The sequence below is a fragment of the Paraflavitalea soli genome (assembly GCF_003555545.1).
Classification (GTDB): Bacteria; Bacteroidota; Bacteroidia; order Chitinophagales; family Chitinophagaceae; genus Paraflavitalea; species Paraflavitalea soli.
Window position 1 is genome coordinate 2,120,126 of record NZ_CP032157.1, and the last position, 22,960, is coordinate 2,143,085.

Here is a 22,960-nt window from a genome sequence, read left to right on the forward strand (position 1 = left end):
GATCAGGCGCTTTTATTTACTGGTAGTTTCTATATACCGGTCAAATGACCAGCGGCCATTGCCCGCCACCAGGAAGTAGCACAACAACAGCAATACCACAATAGCCAGCAAAACTTGCGCAAACGGAGTCCATAGCCCGTTGGCCGAACCTCCAAAGAAGATAGCGCCGATGAGGATGGGTATATTAATAAGACAGGCAAAACGGGTGAGCATGCCCAGCACCAGCAATACGCCGCCCAGTAAATGGGCAAATACAATGAGGTGACCCAGGGAGAGCAGCCAGAAAGAACCCGAGGATACATAATTTGCAATGCGCCCCAGCTCGGCGCTCATGTTCTCCAAAAAAACAATTCCTCTGTAGCAAAGGAAAATGCCTAATGCTACACGTACAAGATCTATCCATTTGGGGTGATGTGTTTCACCCCAATGCTCAATGCGATGTAGGAGATTCATATGGCAATGTTTTACGTGATGGAGAAAGAACTGTCTTAAAGTTACGAATATTTCAAATGCTTTGAGAAAAGCTTATACCCGCTCCCGGACCGGCATTGCGCTTATACTTATATACGAAAAAAAACGAAACCCACCTACAGCTGTTTTTGAAACGAAGGTTTGAATTCCGTAACTATTGGATTGAATTTCATAAGGGAGTCGCTGCCGAATAGCTGTACCTTTCATACTACAATTCAAAGAAGTCGTCATGATAAAACTACAAGTCAATAGCAAGAGCTATTCCGTAGAAGCCAGCCCTCAAATGCCCTTACTATGGGTACTGCGTGATATGCTGGGACTTACCGGCACCAAGTTTGGCTGTGGTATGGCCCAGTGCGGCGCCTGTACGGTTCACCTCAACGGCGAAGCGGTACGCTCCTGCGTAACACCTGTTGCCCGGGCCGCTAATCAACAGGTCACTACCATTGAAGGTTTATCCACCGATCTCAGTCATCCCCTGCAACGCGCCTGGCTGGAGGAAGATGTATTGCAATGCGGCTATTGCCAGAGCGGGCAACTCATGTCCGCCGCCGTATTGCTGCGCGAAAAACCCGATCCCACCGATGAAGATATTGACCTGGCCATGAGTGGTAATATCTGCCGCTGTGGCACTTATCCGCGTGTACGCAAAGCCATACACCGCGCCGCCCAATTACAAAAGGAAGGAGGTAAACCATGAGTAACACCCACGATATCAGCCGACGGAAATTCTTGCAGACCACCAGCGTCTTTGCAGGTGGCTTATTGATCCCCTTTTTTGTGCCCGCAGGCGTTAAGCGCATGGGGCTTTTTAATGCCCCGGCAGATGCCAGCGCGATTGCTTTTGCACCCAATGCCTACCTGGGCATTGCCAAAGACAATACCATTCATATTATACTGGCCCATGTGGAAATGGGACAAGGCATCTGGACCACCCTGCCCATGATGATCGCCGATGAACTGGATTGCGACTGGAATAAGATCAAAGTAGGCCATGCCCCGCCCGGAGCGCCTTATTTCCATACTGCATTTGGTATACAAATAACCGGTGGCTCTTCCACCACCTGGTCTGAATTTGACCGTTACCGCCAGGCAGGCGCCACAGCACGGGCTTTACTGGTAACAGCCGCGGCGCAACGGCTGGGCGTTCAACCCGAAGATTGTAAAACCGGGGATGGCTTTGTGATAGCAGGCAATAAAAAGCTCAGCTATGGAGAAGTGGCCGAAGCGGCCGCCCAGCTTCCGCCACCGGCCAACGTGCCATTAAAACCGGCCAGTGAATGGAAATACATCGGTAAAGGGGCCCGGCGACTGGATACACCCGAAAAGATCAATGGGCAGGCTAAGTTTGGCATGGATGTACAATTTCCCGGATTACTCACCGCCCTGGTAGCCCGCCCGCCGGTATTTGGCGGCAAGGTTAGATCTTTCGATGCCACTAAGACGAAAACTATTCCTGGTGTAAGACAAGTATTGAAGGTACCGTCGGGCGTTGCTGTCATCGCCGATCATTACTGGGCAGCCAAACAAGGACGTGATGCACTCAAAGTAGAATGGGATATTGATCCGGCCCTGGCCATAAACAGCCAGCAACAGTGGGCTGATTATCGTGCGATGACTACCAGCAAAGGAGCTGTTGCTGCTCAGGCAGGCAATGTGACAGCAGCCTTGCCGAAAGCTGCCACCACTATTGATGTCGAATATACCCTGCCTTACCTGGCACACGCCCCCATGGAGCCCCTGAATTGTACAGTTAAGATCACCGGCGACAAATGCGAAATATGGACCGGCACCCAATGGCCGGGCATTGACCAGGCCAATGCGGCGAAAATACTGGGATGGAATCCCGGGCAGGTAGAGGTCCATACCGTATTCCTGGGTGGCGGCTTTGGCCGGCGGGCAACGGCCCCCTCCGATTTTGTAATAGAAGCAGTAGCAGTTGCCAGGGCCAGCGGCAAACCCGTTAAGACTGTCTGGACCCGTGAAGATGATATCCGCGGCGGCTATTACCGGCCGGCTTTCCTGCACCGGGTGCGCATAGGTTTGGGCACTGATAAGAAACCCATGGCCTGGCACCACAGCATTGTAGGTCAATCCATCCTCGCAGGAACGCCTTTCGCAGCAGGCATCAAAGACGGCATTGACAATGCCTCTGTGGAAGGCGTGAATGATTCTCCTTACATGGCCCATATTCCCGACCATTTGGTGGAACTGCATTCTCCACAGAATAAAATACCTGTACTGTGGTGGCGCTCCGTAGGACATACCCATACTGCTTTTGTGATGGAAACGATGATCGATGAGCTGGCGCATGCTGCCGGACAAGACCCCGTTGAATACCGGCGGACCTTGCTGCAAAAGCATCCCCGCCACCTGTCGGCATTGAACCTGGCAGCTGAAAAAGCTGGTTGGGGTACCCCATTGCCTGCGGGTCATTTCAGGGGTATAGCCGTGCATGAATCTTTTGGCAGTGCAGTAGCGCAGGTAGCTGAGGTGTCGGTAGACAAAGGAACTGTGCGCGTGCACAGGGTCACCTGTGCTATTGACTGCGGCCTCGCCGTTAATCCGGACGGAGTAGCCGCACAGATGGAAAGCGGGATCATATTCGGTCTTACAGCCCTGCTGTATGGCAATATCACCCTCGAAAAAGGGCGGGTGCAGCAACGCAACTTCCATGATTACCGCATGCTGCGCATGCATGAAACACCGGTGATAGAAGTACACATTGTACCCAGTACCGAAAAGATGGGCGGGGCCGGAGAGCCGGGTGTGCCTCCTGTTGCACCGGCGGTGGTGAATGCCTTGTTTGCCGCCACCGGTAAGCGCATAAGGAACTTACCCCTGCAGCCCGAAAACCTGGCCGGGGCCTGATCTATCCAATGATGAAAACAGCAAACATGCAACAAACAAACCATCGCAGGCCGCACCGGCCAAAGCTATTTATACTGTATACCGTATGCCTGGCAGCAGCACTCTCCATAGCAGCCGTCAGTATCCATCCACCCGGTAAAAAAGGGTCCGGTAAAGCAATAGCGCCTGTAACACATAAGACGCCCGGCGCAACCATAGATAGCCTCGCTTCCGCAGCTGCTTTCCAGGCTGTATACAAAGTATTGATGAGCCCCCGCTGTATGAATTGTCACCCCAAAGGCTATAGTCCCTTACAGGGCGATGACAGCCACCCCCACACGATGGATGTTACCCGCGGGCCTGATGGCAAAGGCGTATATGCCCTGAAATGCGCCAACTGTCACCAAACCACCAATACGCCAGGATTGAACATGCCGCCGGGCAACCCTGCCTGGCACCTGCCACCGGCGGATATGCCCATGGTATTTGAAGGTAAATCCCCGCGGGAACTGGCCCTGCAGTTGAAAGATCCCAATAAGAATGGTCATAAAACATTGCAGCAACTGATCACCCATGTATCGAAAGACGCCCTGGTATTGTGGGGATGGGCGCCGGGTGATGGGAGAACCAAACCTCCTTTGGATCATGCGCAATTCGTTGCGCAATTTCGGGAATGGGTGGCAAAAGGAGCGGTAGTTCCTGATTGATCCCTTATCTTTATTGCCACACATTTTCAACCACATATGAAATCCTCCTTTTTTGTTCTGCTCCTTGCCCTGGTTGTTTGCGCCGGTTGTAAGACCACCAAAACCAGTACCGACGGCGCTAAATGGATATCCCTCTTTAATGGCAAAGACCTCAACGACTGGTTTGTGAAGATCCAGCACCATGAAGTAGGTGACAATTTTGGCAATACCTTCCGCATAGAGGACAGCATGATCCGCGTAAAGTATGACCAGTATGGCGATTTCAACGACCAGTTTGGTCACCTCTATTATAAAATACCCTTTTCTTATTATCACCTCAAACTGGAATACCGCTTTGTAGGTGAACTCCAAAAGGGCGCACCCGATTATACCCTGCGCAACAGCGGTGTGATGTATCATTCACAGGATCCACGCACCATGCCCAAAGAACAGGACTGGCCCATCTCCATCGAAATGCAATTCCTCGGCGGATTGGGCGATGGCAAACCAAGAAGCACCGGCAATATGTGTTCACCCGGCACACATATCGTGTACCAGGGCAAACTGGATACCCGCCATTGTATCAACTCCACGTCCAAAACCTATGATGGCGATCAGTGGGTGCGTGCCGAACTGATCGTGCTGGGCGATTCGCTGATCACCCATATTATCAATGGCGATACCGTGATGCAATATTCCAAACCCCAGATAGGTGGTCCCGTAGTCAACCGGTACGATCCGGCCATCAAGCAGGATGGTAAACTATTGAACAGCGGCTTTATAGCCCTGCAAAGTGAAGGACAGCCCGTAGATTTCAGGAGGATTCAGCTATTGGACCTTTCTGCAACCAAGCCTCGTTAGGGGCTGACATAGGTCAGCACCGTTACCCCACAATCAAATGGCTGTGTATTGACCAGGCGCAGGTTCAACTTCGATGCAGGGTCCTTAAAGATAGACAGGCCACTGCCAAGCACAACCGGATTCACGAATAAATGAAACTCATCGATCAGCCCTGCTTCTACCAGGGATGAGACGAAGCTGGCCCCGCCATATACGACCAGGTCCTTCCCGGGCTGCTTCTTCAATGCATTGACCTCCGTGGCCAGATCGCCTTTGGCCAGACGGGTGTTATCCCAGGTAGATTGACTGAGTGTTTTGGTAAACACGACTTTGGAAGCATCGGTAATCGCTTTCGCAAACGGGTATTGAGGATCGACGGTATTGGCTGCTACCCTGCCCCAATGCCCGATAAAACCTTCCTGTGCCATTTTCCGGCTCAGCAATACCGTATCAATAGTATCATGGAATTGAATGAAATGTTTCCGCAATGCCTCATCCCAGGTCCACTCAGGCCCCCAGTTCCATACCAGCCAATCCGTTCTATCCTTGAGATCGCCTACAAAACCATCCACCGAGGTTTGCATCTGTAGCTTCAATTTTTTCATGGCCAACCGTTGTTTATTATTTCCACCAAAAGTACCGGTAAGCCGGTACTGCCGGGGGGTGTTAACACGACTTTAGACAGGGGTATTTGCGTCATGTGTCACTTTTACATACAAACTATACAAAAGAAATAACTTTCAGAATATTTTGAAAGTTTAATATAGTCTACTACCTTTGTCTTGTCAACACGTTCTAATACCAACTACCTAAAATACACCTGGTATGAACACCATCGCCTACATTCTCTACCTCTTCATTACTTATATCATTACTGTGCGGGTGGGCTTTATTTTTTACCGCAATGGCCGTGTGTTTATCCTGGAGCTGCTGCACCGGGATGTACAGCTGACGGATTTTATCAACCGCATCTTACTCACCGGCTATTACCTGCTCAACCTGGGGTATGCCGCCCTGATGCTGCGTAGCTGGGATACCATCCATACCTGGACCGCCTTACTGCTCAGTATAGTAACCATGACGGGAAAGATCATGCTCACACTGGCCGTGATCCATTTTTGTAATATGACCGTCATCTATTTTTTCGGAAAAAGGAATAACCATTTTGTTAACTCTAAAATATAGTGATATGAACACCTCCTACAATTTCATGGCTTATCTTATCTACCTGCCCGTAGTCATTGTCCTTACCTGGTATGTAGCCCATACCCTGTTCAAGAACAGTAAAGTATTTATGCTGGACATTTTCAATGGCAAGGCCGAGATCGCCGTAGCTACCAATAAGTTGTTTGAGACCGGTTTCTACCTGCTCAACCTGGGCTTTGCGTTCTGGGTAATGGAGATCACCAATGATATATTGGCCACCCGCAGTATGCTCGAGATACTGAGCGCCAAGATCGGCGGCTATTGTATTTACCTTGGCATCAGCCTGTTCTTCAACCTCTACCTCTTTTTCCGGGGCCGCAGGATCTCGAAAGAGAAGTCAAGACAGGTAACACAGGTACCCATTCCCCAGGCATAGTCTGAATATAAATGCAATAAGGGATTACCTGTATCCCTTATTGCATTTTTGCCTTTCGCTCGCAGCTCGTAGCTCAAAGCTCGCAGCTGACCTTTTGATCCACATCAAAAAAACCGCCATAGCAGGCAGTAAACGGCAATTAACACACGCACCTGATAATAGTTAAAAGCTACTTTCGTTTGTATATAAGCGAAGCCAGGTAAGCAACGGGGTTCGCCAACCTGCTATCCTTAACCTTTTGTCCTATGAAAAAGTATTACCTGTACAATGGCAGCCGCCAATACGGGCCTTTTAGTTATGCCGAGCTCAAACACCAGCACCTGCTCCGCAGCACACCCGTCTGGTATGAAGGGTTGAATGAATGGGTGCCGGCCGGTTCAGTAGAGGAACTCCAGGCCATCGTGCCGGCCGCCTGTCCCCCACCCTTTATTGTCTCCAATGCCGATACGGGAACCTCTCCCAGGCCCTTTCCCGGCCCCGCTACCTCACGTATCAACACCCGGTTCCGCAACAGGGTATTGTTTATCTCCTGCCTCATTGTATGCCTGCTGGTAGTGCTAACAATTGTGGCTATTAGCTTATGGTAGGCCATTTATAGCTCATTTTGGTGGATATCAGCAAATTACTTATTTTCACATTGGTTAATGTGTAAAATAAGTTATGAATATTCCGGGAACGTTTCTATATTAGCGCCCTTGATATTCTAACGTCCTTTTATCCTATCTGACCTCAGAATCCATCTCCTCCGCTGAACCGTATCTCCAACCACCAAAAATCAAGCTATGCTTAAACTCTACCCAAGCGTAAAGAGATGTGCTATTCTCTTGTTTAGTGCTTTTATTGCCTCACCAGCCTTCACGGCCACTTTTACAGTAACAAATACCAACAGCAGCGGTGCCGGCTCCCTGGCACAAGCCATTACGGATGCCAACAACAATGCCGGGCCCGACGATATTCAATTCAATATAGCAGGCGCCGGCCCCTTTACCATCAACCTGGCAGCCGCATTGCCGGTTATCGGTGCAGGTGGTCTCACCATTAATGGCTATACACAAACAGGTGCGGTACAAGGCCTCATTGCCACCCGCACCATTCAGATCAATATCAATGCAGCAGGCGCTGGCGGCAACGCTTTTACGATTGATGCTGACAATGTGACCATTGCCGGTTTAGCTATCTATAGTGCACCGGGATATGGTATCAAGGTCAATCCCAACGGCGTAGACAATGTAAACATCTGGGGTAACTATATTGGCACCAACAGTACCGGACTCGCAACCGGCCTGGGCAATATTGCCGGCGGTATTGATGTAAACAATGGCAGCAGCTTCACTCCCTCCACCAATATTATTGTAGGTACAAATGGAGATGGCACCAATGATGCCAATGAAGGCAACCTGATCACCAGCAGCGCAAGTCCTACTACCAATAATGGCGATGGCGTATTGTTCTGGCGTTGCACCGGCAGCATCATTGCCGGCAATATCATCGGGCTGGATAAAAATGGTAGCGGTACAGGCTTTGGACACTCCAGGGATGGTGTAATTATTACCGTTTTTTCTACCAACAATACCATTGGCACCAATGGCAATGGCACCAGTGACGCCCTCGAAAAAAACATTATCTGCGCCAACGCCGGTCGCGGCATATTGGTCGGCGCCAGCTCCAATAACAATGTGATCGCCGGAAACTCCATTGGCATCGATGGTACCAATGGACCGGCAGGCAATGGTACACAAGGTATCGAGATCCTCAACAGCTCCAATAACCGCATTGGTACCGATGGTATCGGCGCCAATGGTGATGAAGGCAATGCGATTTCCGACAATGGCCAGGCCGGCATCCGGATCAACAGCGCCAGCTTCTTCGGCTTTGAAGCCTCCTCCAATGACAATACCATTGCCGGTAATTTTATTGGGATCTTCGGTAACGGTGGCAATGGCATCGAGCTACTGGCTTCCTTTAGTCCTTTTACCGTCAATAACAATATTATCGGGTCCAACCGTGATGGCACAGGGGATGTCGATGAAGGGAATACGATCATCAACAATACGCTGAACGGTATTTTTGCTTCCATGCCCGGTGCCGGCACAGCCATTACCGGCAACAAGTTCTCCGGCAACGCTATTTATGACAATGGTTTGCTGGGTATTGACCTGGCGGGTGGCACAGAAGTCAGCGGCGTAACAGCCAATGACGATGGAGATGCTGACGCCGGCGCCAACGACCTGCTCAATGCGCCCGTGATCACTTCTATACAAATAGATGGCAGCGACGTCGTAATAACCGGATACAGCCGCCCCAATAGTATCATTGAATTTTATATTCCCGATGCTGCTCCTACACCCAACCCCCTGCCCGGCGGTTTTACCAAAAGCTTTGGCCAGGGTGAGACTTATGTAACACGTGCACGCGAAGGAGCTACCTTCAATGGAATTACTGATACGGATGCAGGCACAGGCTCTTATACAGGTGCAGAGGAAGGTGTAGGCGGAGCTGGTACAATTACCGAGAATAAATTCAGCTTCCGTATTCCGCTTGCTTCGATACCTGTGACTATTACAGCCGGCACCCGGCTCACCTCCATTGCTTCCCTGAATCCTTTCGGCGCAGGCAGCACTTCCGAATTTGGCGGCGTTTCCGTAGCCTCCAACCTGCCTGTTCATTTCACTTCCTTCAACGGACGTGTAAAAGACGGCCAATCACTCCTCACCTGGACCACCGCCGAAGAACAGAACAACAGTTATTTTGAAGTACAGAAGAGCGCTAACGGCAGCACTTATACCAGCATTGGAAAAGTAAGCCCCAAAGGCGGACACACCAATCAATACGAATTCACCGACGGATCAACCCTCGCCAGCATCAACTACTATCGCCTGAAGCAGGTAGACCTCGACGGCAGGTTTATGTACAGCAAAGTACTGATCCTCAGAAACAACCTGGAGAAGTTCTCCGTAAAAGCTGGTCCTAATCCATTTGCAGGCAACATCAGCCTCTTCTACCAACTGGAAAAAGACGAAGCCCTCCAGATACGTTTGTATGACCAGGGCGGCCGTACCGTGAAGCAATACACTACACGTGGCGGAGCCGGTGTCAACACCTACAATATCACCGATCTCAACAACCTGCCCAAGGGCAATTATACCCTGGAGCTGACCGGCGAAACCGTGAAGCACAGGCAGCAGGTGATCAAACAATAAGATTTAACACTTATTAATATACTATAAAGGCTCCCAATCCGGGAGCCTTTTGTATATTGGGACGGTAACCCCTTAACTAATAACAATATGAATTCCTCTACCAAACTACTTTGCCTGGCAATTGCTATTGCCACCCTGTCCAGTTGTGCTTCCATCGTTAGTAAAAGTAATTGGCCCGTTACCTTTCATTCCAATCCCGTAGGCGCCAATATTACCATTACCAATAAAAAAGGTATTGAAGTGTATTCCGGTAAAACGCCTGCTACCATGAAATTGAAATCAGGCTCAGGCTTCTTTGGCAAAGAATCCTACACCGTAGTGCTCAATTTAGATGGCTATGAAGCCAAAACGCTCAAGCTCGATTGTAAACTGAACGGTTGGTATTTTGGCAACATCCTGTTTGGAGGATTGATCGGCTTGCTCATTGTAGATCCCGCTACCGGCGCCATGTACAAGCTTGACAAAGATTTTATTGAAGAAACATTGAGCAAAGGCCCCGCTGCCACTACCCAGGCTACCGGCAACCAGCCTTCCCTGCAAATATTGAACAAAGACGAAGTGCCTGCCAGTTGGTCCAGCCACATGGTTAAGTTGTAACCTGAATGCTGTTTGAAAAATACTAAAGGCTGCCTGAACATTGATTCTGGCAGCCTTTTGCTATATCAGCGACTTATTGCCGATTGCCGACTGCCGATTCACGATTTCACCATTCCGTCAATTCGTTTCATGAGTTCCATACAAGCCCGGCCATTGTGGTAAGGACATTTCCACAGGCCGGCCTTATCTTCCCACGACATGATCGTCTTGTCTGTGCCGGAGGCCTCATTGAGCACGCCCCAGCGCCACTCGCCAAATTCCGTATCGATCATATTTTCCCGGATAAACTCCCAGTTGTTGAGCGTATGTTGCAGGAAAATGTTGTCACTACTCATTTGCCAGGCATGAAAGAAACCTACCAGCGCTTCTGCCTGCGGCCACCAATGCTTTTCTTTTACCCATAAGTTGGTAGCACTATCCTGCTCATACCACATGCCTCCATCAAAATCCAATCCCCGGGCAGCTGCATAAGCCATTTGCAGGGCTACCTTCTTCACCCGGATGATCAGCTCACCATCGGAAACGATATTCGCCGCTTCCACCAATAACCACGAAGCTTCTATATCATGCCCAAAAGAGACGATCGTACTCCGGGCATGCCAATGCTCATCAAAGAACAATATTTGGTGGTGGCTGACAGGATGAATGATATGGTCCAGGAAATTATTGATCAGGCGGGTAATTTGCCGCCGCAAACCATCATCGGGCCATATTGCATAAAGATTCGTATAAGCTTCCAATACATGCAGGTGCGTGTTCATGGACTTTTGCTCATTGGCATCCTTCGCGCTTAACCGCAGATCCTTCATCGGTTGCCACTCCCGGTCAAAGGCTTCCAGGTAGCCTTCCCGCTCCCGGTCATAGCTGTATCGCTCGATGAGCGTGTACAATTCGATCGCCCGGTCCTTCACCAATTCCTGCCGGGAAGCTTTATAATATTCGCAGAAAGCATACAAAGTGAAGGCCTGCGCATACACCTGCTTTTTCGTATCGAAGGGGTGACCGGCATGGTCTACCGTCCAGTAAACACCACCCATTACTTCGTCGGCAAAATGCATGACAATATATTCATAAGCCCTGGTAGCCATGGCCAGGTAGGGCTGATGCTGCGTACGATTCCAGGCAGCGGAAAATGCCCATAGAATGCGGCTGTTCAGCACACTCCCTTTGGGGGCCAGGATATCAATAGTGTTGTGGTGATCAATACTGCCATAAAAACCGCCATACTGCTCGTCCTGGGCATGGTCTATCCACCAGGAAAGAATGGAACGGAATTCTTGTTCGATCTCGCGGCGGAATACGAATAACTGGTGACGTACAGGCTCGTCCTGTATAACAGGGGTTGTCATGCGTAAATATAAGTAATGAAATAGTAAACCAATAAGTACAACTACGGTGTTGGAACCCGCGGTAGCAGAATTTGATTTTAATCAGTTCAAAATTATCCACGCCCTGCATCAGCAGCAAACAAGCATTGATTATCAACCCTTCACATCATGGTATTTTTCCGGCAGTCCCCTCCCTGTCCAGTGTTACGCCATCACTTTGCTGGTCCAGGTAAGATTGGTTCCCTTCAATAATATGGACCAGGGTTTCGGCAGAACTGGCAGACCGGAGACCATCGGGTGGCGTATGCATGACGTAATCGGTAAGCTGTTCAATAGTAGAGGTAGCCACATGCAGGCGCGTATCGGAGGAGGCATAATAAATGAATACTTTTCCATCCTCATCGGCGATCCAGCCGTTGCAGAACAATACATTGGACACATCGCCTACCCTTTCCTCCCCTTCCGGCGCCATAAAATAACCCGCAGGCTTGTAGATCACTTTGGTGATATCCTGCAGGTCCGTCATGAAGAGGTACAAAACATAGCGCAGCCCTGCGGCCGTATGCCGCACCCCATGCGCCATATGCAGCCATCCGGCGGAGGTTTTCAGCGGTTCGGGGCCTAGGCCATTCTTGGCCTCATACACCGTATGGTATCGTTTTTGATCGATCACCACCTCTTCTGTGATGATGGCCTGTTCGATCGTCTTGCTCAATCCAAAACCAATACCGCCGCCGCTGCCGGCATTGATGAACCCATCCTGCGGACGCGTATAAAAAGCATACTGGCCATTCACCAGTTCAGGATGCAGCACCACATTGCGCTGCTGGGGTGATGGTGTCTGCAGGTCCGGCAGTCGTTCCCAGTTCACCAGGTCTTTCGTACGGGCTATACCACACTGCGCAATAGCCGCCGACTGATCCGCTTCCGGCGCCCTGGGGTCCCTGCGCTCCGTACAGAAAATGCCATACACCCATCCATCTTCATGCTGCACCACCCGCATATCATAAATATTAGTATCCGGTATTTCTGTTTCAGGCATCTGGATGGGATAATCCCAAAACCTGAAACCATCAATGCCATTATCACTTTCCGCTACTGCAAAAAAAGATTTCCGGTCCAGTCCTTCCACCCGGGCGATCACCATGTACTTCCCCTTCCATTTGATAGCACCGGCATTGAACACCGCATTGATGCCAAAGCGTTCCATCAGGTGCGGATTGGTGCCATAGTTTAAGTCATACCGCCAGAAGATCGGCGTATGCTGGTGCGTAAGCACCGCATGCCTGTACCGGCGGTAAATACCATTGAACGATTCCATGGCCTCATTGGGTACGCGGATCAATTGCTCATAACTACTTTCCAACTGCTCTAATCTCTTTAGAAATGCTTTATACATCTTGCATCATTTAATTGAGAACATCATTTTCATATTTTTCAATCCCGCATATTCAGTCTACTCAAAGCTGTGAACCACAAGTTACGAGCCACGAGCTGCGAGCTTCGAGCGAATACAAGCGAAACCTTCTTGCTCGCAGCTCGTAGCTCACAGCTCGAAGCTGTTTAATCCTCCAGTTTATCCCACCAGGTCCTTTTCAGTATCAGTACAATCACTAATAATATTCCTATTGTAATCAGCAACGGCAACTTCAGCCACAATACGATGTACATGGGCAGCAGCGTAAGACAACATTGCGCTACAATACCCAGCACTACATTGAACATATCCAGTTTAAAGCGCCTGTTGGGCACAAAGGCCGGATCTGCTGCTACTACCAGTGCATGTACCGGCTGCCAGAAACCCCAGGGCTTTACCGTTCTGTAAAAGGTCTTTAATATTTCCATATCAGTAGCAGGCGCCGTATACGTGCCCACGATGCTGCCCGCCAGCGAGATCACAAACAACCAGGGCCAGTAATAGAGATCGAGGCCGCCAACCAGCTTGGGAAAGATCAACGCCGCCACAATGCCGCTGGTCATGCCCCAGAAAAAACCATGTGCATTGAAGCGCCACCAATACCACTTGAGCATATTGGCGGCTATGTAACCGCCGTACAGTCCGCCCACGATCCATTGCAATACACTGTTTACATTTTTGGCAAAGAACCCCAGCGCCACCCCAATCGTCACCACCACAATACCCGCCAGGTAATTCATAGAGATCACCCGCTTGTTCGGCGCCTGCGGGTCCACATATTTCAGGTAGATATCGTTGACGATATACGCCTGTGCAGCATTGAGCGTTCCGGAAAAAGTACCCATGAAGGCCCCCAGCAAGCCCGTCAATACCAGTCCCAGGATACCCACCGGTAAAAAGGCATTGATGGTGGCAGGCAGCACTTTTTCGAAATCCGTTCCCCCGGCAGTATCTCCCAGGTCCAGCTGATGATAATACAACAAGGCCAATACCGTGAGCCCGATGATCATCGAGTAACGAATGGGCAGCAGGATGATCGATACAAAGCCACTCATTTTCGAAGCCTCGCGCGGTGAGCGCGTAGACAATACTTTCTGCATATCATAATTGGGCGCAGGTCCTGCCAGGCTGGCCAGCACCCCTTTGAACAACATCATCATAAAGAATATCCCAAAGAGACCAAAACCATCCTCACTGATCTTTTTATTCGCATCTGGTATGATCTGCCTCCAGTCGAGGTCCAGCTTCCAGCCAAAGGCGGGCGTTTCCCAGCCGGCCGGCACCGTCAAGGTTTTTCCATGTAAATGGATCATAGCGATCACCGCAATGGAGATACAAGCCACCGTCATCACACAATACTTGATCACATCACCCAGCACGATACTGTGCATGCCACCCAGTATAGAATAGAACATGGCAAAGAGCGTGAAGATGATGCCATAGAAATGCGGCACAAATTCACGCGAGATGGCAAAGGGTACATAGTCTTTTACCAGGTCCCAGGGCACAAAGATCTCAATGAACTTACCCAGTCCCACAAAGCCATAGGCCAGGAAACCAAAACAGCTCAGCAGCGCAAAGGCCACTGTAATATTGTGCGACCCTCTTACCCCTTTCCCACTGCTGCCAAACCGCGTAGCCAGCCATTCGGCGCCCGTAGTGGCATTGGAGCGGCGCAGCCACTTAGACAGGAACATCATCATAAACACCTGGTTGAATACCGGCCATAGCCAGGGTATCCAAAGACTTTTCATGCCATATACAAAACAAAGCGCCACCATCCACATCGTGCCGCTGATATCGAACATGTCCGAGGCATCGCTGAGTCCGAGCATATACCAGGGCAGTTTCTTACCACCCATCAGGTAGTTTTCCTTGTTGGTCCGCGCCTTCTTTCTAAGTACCCAGCCTATCACGACCATCGTAACGAGATAGGCTACAATAATGCTAATGTCCAATACGGTTAACTTCATACGGTGCTATTCATTTAATTGATGTCAGGCTGAGCTTGTTGAAGCCCGTCAACAGGGTGGGTCGCCCTTTCGGGGCGGCTCACCCTGATCCCGACAACCTACCTCAATTTATACATTTCCGGCACCTGATTGCCCATTATGATAGAAGCGCTTTTAGCAAGTTGATCCTGAACATCCATTTTTTGTCATCCCGAATCCCTCTTTTTTGTCATCTCGAATCCTCCTTATTTGTCATCTCGAACGAAGCGCAGCGTAGTGAGAGATCTGCTTGCGAAGCAAACGTTCTCTTCGATAACAGATTTCTCCCTGCGGTCGAAATGACAAAGTAGGAAGAAACGTAACACCCTTTTTTGTCATCCCGAATACTACTTTTTGTCATCCCGAATCCTCCTTCTTTGTCATCCCGAATCCCTCTTTTTGTCATCTCGAATCCTCCTTATTTGTCATCTCGAACGAAGCGCAGCGTAGTGAGAGATCCGCTTGCGAAGCAAACGTGTATTCTTCTGTATTCTGTATTCTATATTCTGTATTCTGTATTCTGTATTCTACTTATACAGCTTCCTCTCCGCCACCTCTTTCTCAAACAAAGTCCGCTCCAACTGGTAGAACTTAATAAAATCAGCTTCCGATGCCTGGCCCTTGTAGGGCGCATAGTAATGCATCTTCTGGTTCCAGGGCGCATAGCCATGGTTGCGCCACACTAACACATACGATATTTTGTATTCTCCAATTGCTTTTAGCAAGGTCTCTGTCCACCAGTGGGCATAAGGAATAGCTTCATAACCGGTTTCCGTAAAGGCCGCCAGCTTATTCTTTTCCTTCGCCACTTCATCGAGGATGCCCATCAGCACCTGCGTATGCTTCACAAACCAGTCATTCGTCTGCGGGTCCTCGTATTGGTAGGCGTCAAAACTCACCATATCCACCATGTCATCATCCGGATACCGTTGCAGGAATTCCGCTTTTGTTGTAAAGTCGCCGCTCGTATTGTATACATACAGGAGGTGGTGTACTTTCTTTTCCTGCTGCAGGTAATACATCGTAAAGCGCCAGAGCGTCTTGAATTCAAAGTCTGTGCAGGCATTGCGGCACCACCAGAACCAGTTGCCGGTTAATTCATGGTAAGGCCGGAACAATACCGGTATCAACTCTCCTTTCTTTCCTTTCAGCGAAAGCAAAAAAGCCGCTACCTTATCCAGCCATTCCGTGTACAAAGCATGTTGTTCTCCGCCCGGCAGGATGGCCCTTACCGTACCGTGTGTGGTATCCCAGGCGCCTTTTTCCTTGCCCAGCGGACTGCGGGCGTGCCAGCTAATGGTGATCACCCCGCCCCGTTCATAACCTTCCTGTATATACTGCCGCATCTTTTTGAAGGGTATACCATCCAGGTTATTGGCATTGTCCAGCTCGATGCCACCGAGGTCCCAGCCATAGACAGCCGGGTAATCCCCTGTCACGTCCTTTACATCACTTCTGCCCGGCACATATTTCCACCCTACACCATAAGCCAGGTCATCCTGGTGACCAAACATGATGCCGCCACTATTGGCCAGTTGTTTCAGGTTGCGGTACAGGTTCACCGTTTCTTTGGTAGCCAGCGGGTCCGCAGGTTGGTCCTGTGCCGCCACACCGCTTACCCATACCAGGCAAAATATCCAGCTGTTTATTTTCCTCATTCGTTGATTTTTATAAAGACCGGTGCGTCCCCTAACGGGTCCGCGTCGTTGCTATAAAACATTGTTGCTACAAAGCTTTGGCTCCTCTGGAGCTAAAAACCCCTTGCAACGTTATAACATTCTACAATACTTCGCTCTTCAACAGGCCCTGTAGGGGCCTCCGCTTTGTAGAAAAAAACGTATTAAAAGTGTATTGTGCGCCGTAGGTGCACCCCTCTCATACGTCCTCCCGGCCGCACGCGTCTACCTATTTTACCAACAAAATATTATCAAACAACAAGGTCTTCGGATCATCATTGATCTGCATGATAAAGGTTTCCAGTTCTGCCACCCCTGCATTTTTAAATATGCTAAGATCAAATTTGTAATACGTCCACACATTGGGTGGGATCGTGAGCGTCTGGTCATTCGTCCAGTTGAGATTGAACTTCATTTTCTTTTCTACATCCGCCCCCTTGATCCAGAAGGTAACAAACCGGTAGGGCGCCAACACCGCTTTTACTTTGGCATGCAATTGCATACCACCCCAGGCGCCGCTGTACGCAGCCTGCATGGAAGCCGTCCCCGTTATCTTATCTGTAGTAGTGGCTGTATTCGTAAGGCTCCAGGACCAGTCTTCCCAATCCCCGTGCAAGGCGTCTTTAAAGATCGCATACGCTGCATCCACATTGGTAAAGATCTGCGTAGTGGTCATCGTGCCCGAAGCGTTGGTGATGACCAGCTTAGCCGTATTCACCGGAGAAGCAGGCATCGTGATCACCAGTTTCTTTTTTTCCTTCGATACGATCGTCGCTTCCGTGGTAGTGCCATCCAGCACCACTTTACTTACACTTTCCAGGTTGCCGCCCGTGAGCGTAATGGTAGTGCCTGCCTGGAAGTCGACCGGGAAAGCCGTGGCAACCGTAGGCAGCGCCACCACTGAAAAAGCCACCTTTACCGATTTACCATCCACATTGGTGAATATGATGTTCTGGTCACCGCCATTGGCTGTATCCGGCACCCGGAAGATCACTGCATCAGCTGTGTTAAATACAGGATTGAAAGCAGCAGGCACATTGCCATTGTCAAACACAATGGAGCGCATATCTGCCAGGTCGCTGCCCGTCAGGGTCAACACCGTTCCGCCGGAAGCTTTTATGGGGTCGAGTTTATTGGCCGTAGGATTGGCCCGCCCCGCATCCGCGTCTTTTTTACAGGACACCATCACCAGCCCGCTGACTGCCAGCAGCAACATGGCTTTTGATATAGCTAGAAGAATCGATTTCATTTTGTATACATTTTAAGCATTGTTAGTTAATTGCCGATTGTCAGCGTTTACCCCACCTTAACGGGGTTGAGCTTGTCGAAGCCGGACCCAGGCACCTGTCTCTTCCTTTGCCTTTCCGCTCGCAGCTCGTAGCTCGCAGCTTGCCTTAATAGTAGCTTATCGCCGGCTCTTTCAGTTTCGGATTCTCTACCGTCTCCGATTGCGGCACCGGCAGGAACAACTGGCTGGCCGAGCTCAATATCACTTTCAGGCTGTTGATCGTTCCGTTGTCATTCAGGGAACCCCGCTCCTGTTTGGAAATGATCTCTTTCGCTTTCTCAAATCCCTGCCGTTGGATATCGAACCAGTAGTCTCCTTCAAAGGCAAATTCCACCTTGCGCTCGTGCAGCAGCAGGTCTTTCGTCAGGTTGCTGACCGGTGTAAGCTGCGCCCGCGTATGCACTGCATTGAAAGCAGCCAGCGCCGTACCATCCGCCGTAGACGTTCCGCTGCCCATCACCGCTTCTGCATAGATCAGCAACACATCGGCATAGCGAAGGATATAGGTACACATGCTCGTGTGTGGACCATTCACCGGTTCATCCGCCCGCTTAGGACCTACAATGTATTTCTGCACATTGGAGCGTGTAGGTGTTTTGATCTTAAAGTCGTTAGTCTGATTGGTAGTGGTATCATACATAAAGCCCGCAGGGAAGTTCTCATTGACCCAATCCAATTTGGTAAATCCATGCTGCATCACACTCCAGTCCCGGCGCTTATCACCCTCACCATAGCCCGTTGCCTTATCCAGCATATCCAGCGATGGCACACAGGCCGAATAACCATCTGCCGTAGTGGGTTTGGGCTTCAGCAGGGGCTGTGGTCCCAGGTATTGCTGGTAAGGATTGCCGCCATTCCAGCTCATCGATGCCTGCCATTGCAGCGCAAACAAGGATTCTTTGTTGTTATTGGCTTTGGAAGTAGTGAACATAAACTGGTAATCACTCATTAGCCCTATCTTCTGCGAAGCAGTGGCATAGTCTATTACTTCCTTGGCTTTTGCTTTGGCTTTGTCATAGTCCTTGTTGTACAAATACAATTTGGCCATGAGTCCCTTGGCTGAGTACTTCGTCACACGGCCCGGCTGGTAAGGTTCTTCCGGCAGGTTGGCTTCGGCAAACTGGAGGTCTTCCAGCGCAAACCGCAACACATCCTTCTGAAAATAACGGGGCACCGCATACTTGCCGGGAGCTGTAAGCGCAATGGGATCTTCCACAATGGGTGCATCACCAAATGCCCGGGCAATATAGAAATAGGCAAAGCCGCGGATAAACCGGGCTTCGGCAATACCCTGTGTGAGGTAAGGCGCCGCGCCTGCTTTGGCTGCTTTTTGCTCAAAGGTCTTCACCAGCACCGCCGCATTGCCGGCAGCTTTGTAACAGGATTTCCAGGTAGCGCCTACCAGCCCGTCTGTACTTTGTACATTAAAGCTGTAAAAGGTTTTGTAGTTGTCATCACGCGTGTACAAAGTACCGCCCATTACATCGCCCACATCGATGAAGGCTTTGTCAAACCAGTCGCCCCATACCGAATTGTACAGGATGCCCGTGGCCCCATTCACTTCCGTGGCATTGTTGTAATAATTGTCCAGGGTTGGACTGGTCTCTGAAGGATGATCCAGGAATGTTTTCTTGCAGGAGCTGGCAACACATCCGGCAGCCAGCAATGATATAATGATCTTCAATTTCATGGTAATTAGCTTTAAATGGCCTTAGAATTCAATGTTTGCACCTACCGTGATCGTTCGGGGATTGGGATAGTGCCCGTCATCGATGTTCATACGCGTTACATTGTTGTTGAGCGAACCCAGGTCAGGATCATACCCTGAATAACCCGTGAAGGTGTAAATATTCTGGGCCGATACATACAAGCGGGCATTCGTGAGCTTCACTTTGCCGATCAGGTTCTTCGGCAGGTTATAACCCAGCGTAAGCGTTTGTATCCGCAGGAAGGAGCCATCTTCCACAAAACGGTCCGATATACGGAAGTTGTTGTTGTGCCAGGGATTGAAGCGGGGTAAACTACCATTGGTATTGGTAGGGGTATACCTTTCCAGCACGTCTTTCGACTGGTTGTTGTAGGCATTTGTCAGCCCTTCCGTTTGCCGGCGTACGATATTGAATATTTTAGCGCCTACACTGCCATAGAGGAATACGCCCAGGTCGAAATTCTTATAGTTGACCGTGTTGTTGAATCCGAAAGTGAACTTGGGGTTGGGGTTACCAATGAATTCCACATCCTTGTCATCGATCACTTTATTGCCGTCGAGGTCTTTGAACATGACATCACCCAGCCAATAGGTCTTCATGCCTACAGGCAGGCCCCAGTTGGTGCCACTATTGAGCTGGTCCATCGACCTGAACAGCCCGTTTGTTACATAACCATAGAAAGAGCCTACCGGCAATCCTTGTTTGGTAAGCGTCACTACCGGATCGTTGCCGGAATAATCTGTTTTCACCCGGCCCGTAATGGCCGCATCGGGTGTATTGAGGCGATTGAGGATATTCTTGTAATGACTAAAGGTGACCGTTGTCTTCCAGGTAAGGTCCTTTGTCTGTACGTTGTACGTGGTCAGCGAGATATCGATACCTGTGTTCGTCATCTCCCCATCGTTGGCAATGGGTGTCCAGATATCGTTCCAGTTATTGCTATTCGTTTGTTCACCCAGGCCTGAGAAATCACCCAGCTGCGTAGCCAGCAACATGTCTGTCGTCACCTTTTTGTACACGTCTACACTCAGGTCTACCCTCCTGTTGAACAAGGTGGCATCCACACCGGCATTGTACGTGATCACCGATTCCCAGCCCAGGTCCGGATTACCCACGTTGCGGGGAATACCGCCCGGACCAAAGGGTCCTTCTGTGAGCAGGCGGATATTGGTCGTATAAGAATTGGCAGCTACATTCTGGTTGCCCACCGCGCCCGCACCGGCCCTGAACTTGAGGTAATTGAGCCATTTGATGTTTTGCATAAATGCCTCATTGCTGGCCGTCCAGGATACAGAGGCTGCCGGGAAATAACCTACACGGTTGTTCTCACCAAAAGCAGAAGAAGCATCCCGACGCACCGAAGCACTCAGCGAATACTTTTCATCATACGTATAGTTCAACCGGGCAAAATAAGATTCCATGCTCCACTCCCCGGCTCCGGCGCCGATCTGTTCACCCGACCCATTGCCACCGGCGCCAGCTGCCAGCGAAGGCAGGTTGAGCGTGAGGTTGGTCCTGTAAGCCTGTATATTGTCCCAGCGCGAATACTGCGCTTCATGACCCCCTGTAGCATTCACCGCATGCTTGCCAAAGCTGTTATTGTACGTGAGGTAACTCTTAACGGCCCAGTAATAACTATTACCTCTTTCTTCCCGCAGGTGACTGGGGCTAAGAATGATCTCCCTCGATGCTTCATTCTGCACAAAAGGCTGGTAAGCCTTGCTGCTGCTGAGGTTGAAATCATAGTTTACCTCATTGCGGAAAGTAAGCCCTTTCAGTATCGTCAGGTCCGCATAGAGACTACCGAAAGCCTTGGATTGAATTGTGCGCACATCCCGCAGTTCTGCCAGCGCTACCGGGTTGCGCGGGTTACCGAAGGTGATGCCACCGATCGATGTAGTAGTGGCATAACTGCCATCGAAGGTCCTGATCGGCGCTGCCGGACTGTTGTACAATACTACACCCGTTACCGCATCAAATCCATCTGTGAGCGCTATCTTCTGGTTGCTGCGCGAGAGGTTGGCGCTTACCCCTGCCCGCAGCCAGGTCTTCACCTGCTGATCGAGGTTGAAGCGGAGCGAATAGCGGTTGAATTCAGAACCGATGATGATACCCGTTTGGTTATAATAGTTGCCCGAGAAATAGTAATTCGTTTTGCCTTGCCCACCGGAGAAAGACAATTGGTGGTTCTGGATCAGCCCCGTACGGAAAATGGCATCCTGCCAGTCCGTTCCTTCACCCAGTAAAGCGGGATTCTTAAACTCACCCGTGCTGTCCATACCATCACCGGCGGCCCTTACTTCATTGACCAGCGAGTTGAGGTAACCGCCATATTCCTGCAGGTTCATGATCGGCAGTTTTTTGGGGATCGACTGCCAGCCGAAATAAGTATCATAAGCTATCTTGCCTTCGCCCGCCTTGCCTCTTTTCGTATTGATCAATACCACGCCATTGGCAGCGCGGGAACCATAGATCGCCTGTGCCGAAGCATCTTTGAGGATATCGATAGAAGCGATATCAGAGGGGTTCAGGCTGGCCAGCACACTTTGTCCCGTTTGGCCCGATCCGCCGCCCAGTACATTCTGCTCCAGGCTATTGATCGTACCGCCCATGGGTACACCATCTATTACATATAGCGGATCGTTGCCATTGACACTGGTAATACCGCGCACCCTTACCGATACGCCGCCGCCGGGTTGTCCGCCATTGCTGGAGACCGTTACCCCGGCTACCTTACCCTGGATGGCCTGGTCGGCCCCGGCCACCGGTATATTCTTCAGGTCACGTTCAGTAACAGACGAGATCGAAGAGGTTACATTGGCACGCTTGGCTGTACCATAACCTATGACCACCACTTCATTCAACCGCGTGTCGGCCACTGTGAGCGTGGCCAGTACCGAGGTCTTACCGTCGATGGATATTTCCTGGGCATCCATGCCCACATAGGAAACCACCAGTGTTTTTGTATTGGGGGGAACAGCTATTTTAAAGGCGCCATTGGCATCTGTGGTAGCTGTGATCTTCTCTCCTTTTACCCGTATAGTGGCATTACTAAGCGGAGCGCCATTTTGATCGGAGATAATGCCTGTCACCGTTTTTTGTTGACCAAAGGCGATGGAGAAGGAGGATATGCATAATAGTACACCTAGCAGTATCCTGGGGAATACTTTATTTCTCATATAGCAAGAATGTTTGACCCAAAACTATCCCCCCAATTACTTCAGTACAAGTACTTTTTTGACCAATACTTGTATTTTTTAGTATAAAATATCACCACAACACATTATTGAAACAATTAAAATAAGCCACCACACTGCATTTCATC

The 22,960-nt window shown here is 50.1% G+C and carries 18 protein-coding genes; 9 read left to right on the forward strand and 9 right to left on the reverse strand.

Annotation, left to right across the window (positions count from 1 at the left end; all coding sequences use genetic code 11):
* Positions 1-12: 12 nt before the first annotated feature.
* Positions 13-453, reverse strand: coding sequence for a DoxX family membrane protein (locus D3H65_RS07845; RefSeq protein ID WP_119049760.1), 441 nt, complete (start codon positions 451-453; stop codon positions 13-15).
* A gap of 247 nt (positions 454-700) precedes the next feature.
* Between D3H65_RS07845 and D3H65_RS07850 the strand changes: the two genes are divergently transcribed.
* The 4 genes from D3H65_RS07850 to D3H65_RS07865 are packed head-to-tail and all read left to right on the forward strand — an operon-like array spanning position 701 to position 4,868.
* The gene (locus D3H65_RS07850; RefSeq protein ID WP_119049762.1) at positions 701-1,171 is read left to right on the forward strand and encodes a (2Fe-2S)-binding protein; all 471 of its coding nucleotides are present in this window, start codon (positions 701-703) and stop codon (positions 1,169-1,171) included.
* The gene (locus D3H65_RS07855; RefSeq protein WP_119049764.1) at positions 1,168-3,342 is read left to right on the forward strand and encodes a xanthine dehydrogenase family protein molybdopterin-binding subunit; all 2,175 of its coding nucleotides are present in this window, start codon (positions 1,168-1,170) and stop codon (positions 3,340-3,342) included. Before D3H65_RS07850 ends, D3H65_RS07855 begins: the two co-directional genes overlap by 4 nt.
* Before the next feature lie 26 nt (positions 3,343-3,368).
* Positions 3,369-4,028 (forward strand): hypothetical protein, encoded by a 660-nt coding sequence (locus D3H65_RS07860; RefSeq protein WP_211345645.1) that lies wholly within the window; start codon positions 3,369-3,371, stop codon positions 4,026-4,028.
* A 36-nt stretch (positions 4,029-4,064) separates the two neighbouring features.
* Positions 4,065-4,868 carry a 3-keto-disaccharide hydrolase gene (locus D3H65_RS07865; protein ID WP_119049766.1) on the forward strand — a complete coding sequence of 268 codons (804 nt, stop codon included), beginning with the start codon at positions 4,065-4,067 and terminating at the stop codon, positions 4,866-4,868.
* Here D3H65_RS07865 and D3H65_RS07870 read toward each other — a convergent pair.
* A complete protein-coding gene (locus tag D3H65_RS07870) occupies positions 4,865-5,452 on the reverse strand; it encodes a dihydrofolate reductase family protein (RefSeq protein ID WP_119049768.1) in 588 nt (195 codons plus the stop codon). The two genes, D3H65_RS07865 and D3H65_RS07870, sit on opposite strands and share 4 nt — an antisense overlap.
* 220 nt (positions 5,453-5,672) lie before the next feature.
* Between D3H65_RS07870 and D3H65_RS07875 the strand changes: the two genes are divergently transcribed.
* The 5 genes from D3H65_RS07875 (at position 5,673) to D3H65_RS07895 (ending at position 10,226) form a co-directional block, all read left to right on the forward strand.
* Positions 5,673-6,032, forward strand: coding sequence for a hypothetical protein (locus D3H65_RS07875; RefSeq protein WP_119049770.1), 360 nt, complete (start codon positions 5,673-5,675; stop codon positions 6,030-6,032).
* A gap of 4 nt (positions 6,033-6,036) precedes the next feature.
* Positions 6,037-6,429: a hypothetical protein gene (locus D3H65_RS07880; protein ID WP_119049772.1), complete on the forward strand. Its 393-nt coding sequence runs from the start codon at positions 6,037-6,039 to the stop codon at positions 6,427-6,429.
* 245 nt (positions 6,430-6,674) lie between these two features.
* Entirely contained in the window at positions 6,675-7,016 is a 342-nt protein-coding gene (locus D3H65_RS07885; RefSeq protein ID WP_119049774.1) for a DUF4339 domain-containing protein, read from the forward strand.
* 195 nt (positions 7,017-7,211) lie between these two features.
* Positions 7,212-9,629 (forward strand): T9SS type A sorting domain-containing protein, encoded by a 2,418-nt coding sequence (locus tag D3H65_RS07890; protein ID WP_119049775.1) that lies wholly within the window; start codon positions 7,212-7,214, stop codon positions 9,627-9,629.
* Between the two features lie 87 nt (positions 9,630-9,716).
* Entirely contained in the window at positions 9,717-10,226 is a 510-nt protein-coding gene (locus tag D3H65_RS07895) for a peptidase associated/transthyretin-like domain-containing protein (RefSeq protein WP_119049777.1), read from the forward strand.
* 98 nt (positions 10,227-10,324) lie between these two features.
* Here D3H65_RS07895 and D3H65_RS07900 read toward each other — a convergent pair whose 3' ends face one another.
* From D3H65_RS07900 to D3H65_RS07930, 7 genes are all read right to left on the reverse strand, one after another.
* Positions 10,325-11,575: an AGE family epimerase/isomerase gene (locus D3H65_RS07900; protein WP_119049779.1), complete on the reverse strand. Its 1,251-nt coding sequence runs from the start codon at positions 11,573-11,575 to the stop codon at positions 10,325-10,327.
* A 145-nt stretch (positions 11,576-11,720) separates the two neighbouring features.
* Entirely contained in the window at positions 11,721-12,953 is a 1,233-nt protein-coding gene (locus D3H65_RS07905) for a glycoside hydrolase family 130 protein (protein ID WP_119049781.1), read from the reverse strand.
* 164 nt (positions 12,954-13,117) lie between these two features.
* Entirely contained in the window at positions 13,118-14,944 is a 1,827-nt protein-coding gene (locus tag D3H65_RS07910) for a sodium:solute symporter family protein (protein ID WP_119049783.1), read from the reverse strand.
* Positions 14,945-15,489: 545 nt separating this feature from the next.
* Complete coding sequence (locus tag D3H65_RS07915; RefSeq protein WP_119049785.1) at positions 15,490-16,620, reverse strand: glycoside hydrolase family 26 protein; 1,131 nt, start codon at positions 16,618-16,620, stop codon at positions 15,490-15,492.
* 247 nt (positions 16,621-16,867) lie between these two features.
* Positions 16,868-17,887, reverse strand: coding sequence for an IPT/TIG domain-containing protein (locus tag D3H65_RS07920; RefSeq protein WP_119049787.1), 1,020 nt, complete (start codon positions 17,885-17,887; stop codon positions 16,868-16,870).
* A 145-nt stretch (positions 17,888-18,032) separates the two neighbouring features.
* Entirely contained in the window at positions 18,033-19,616 is a 1,584-nt protein-coding gene (locus D3H65_RS07925) for a RagB/SusD family nutrient uptake outer membrane protein (protein WP_119049789.1), read from the reverse strand.
* Positions 19,617-19,637: 21 nt separating this feature from the next.
* Entirely contained in the window at positions 19,638-22,814 is a 3,177-nt protein-coding gene (locus D3H65_RS07930) for a SusC/RagA family TonB-linked outer membrane protein (RefSeq protein ID WP_119049791.1), read from the reverse strand.
* Between the last annotated feature and the right edge of the window lie 146 nt (positions 22,815-22,960).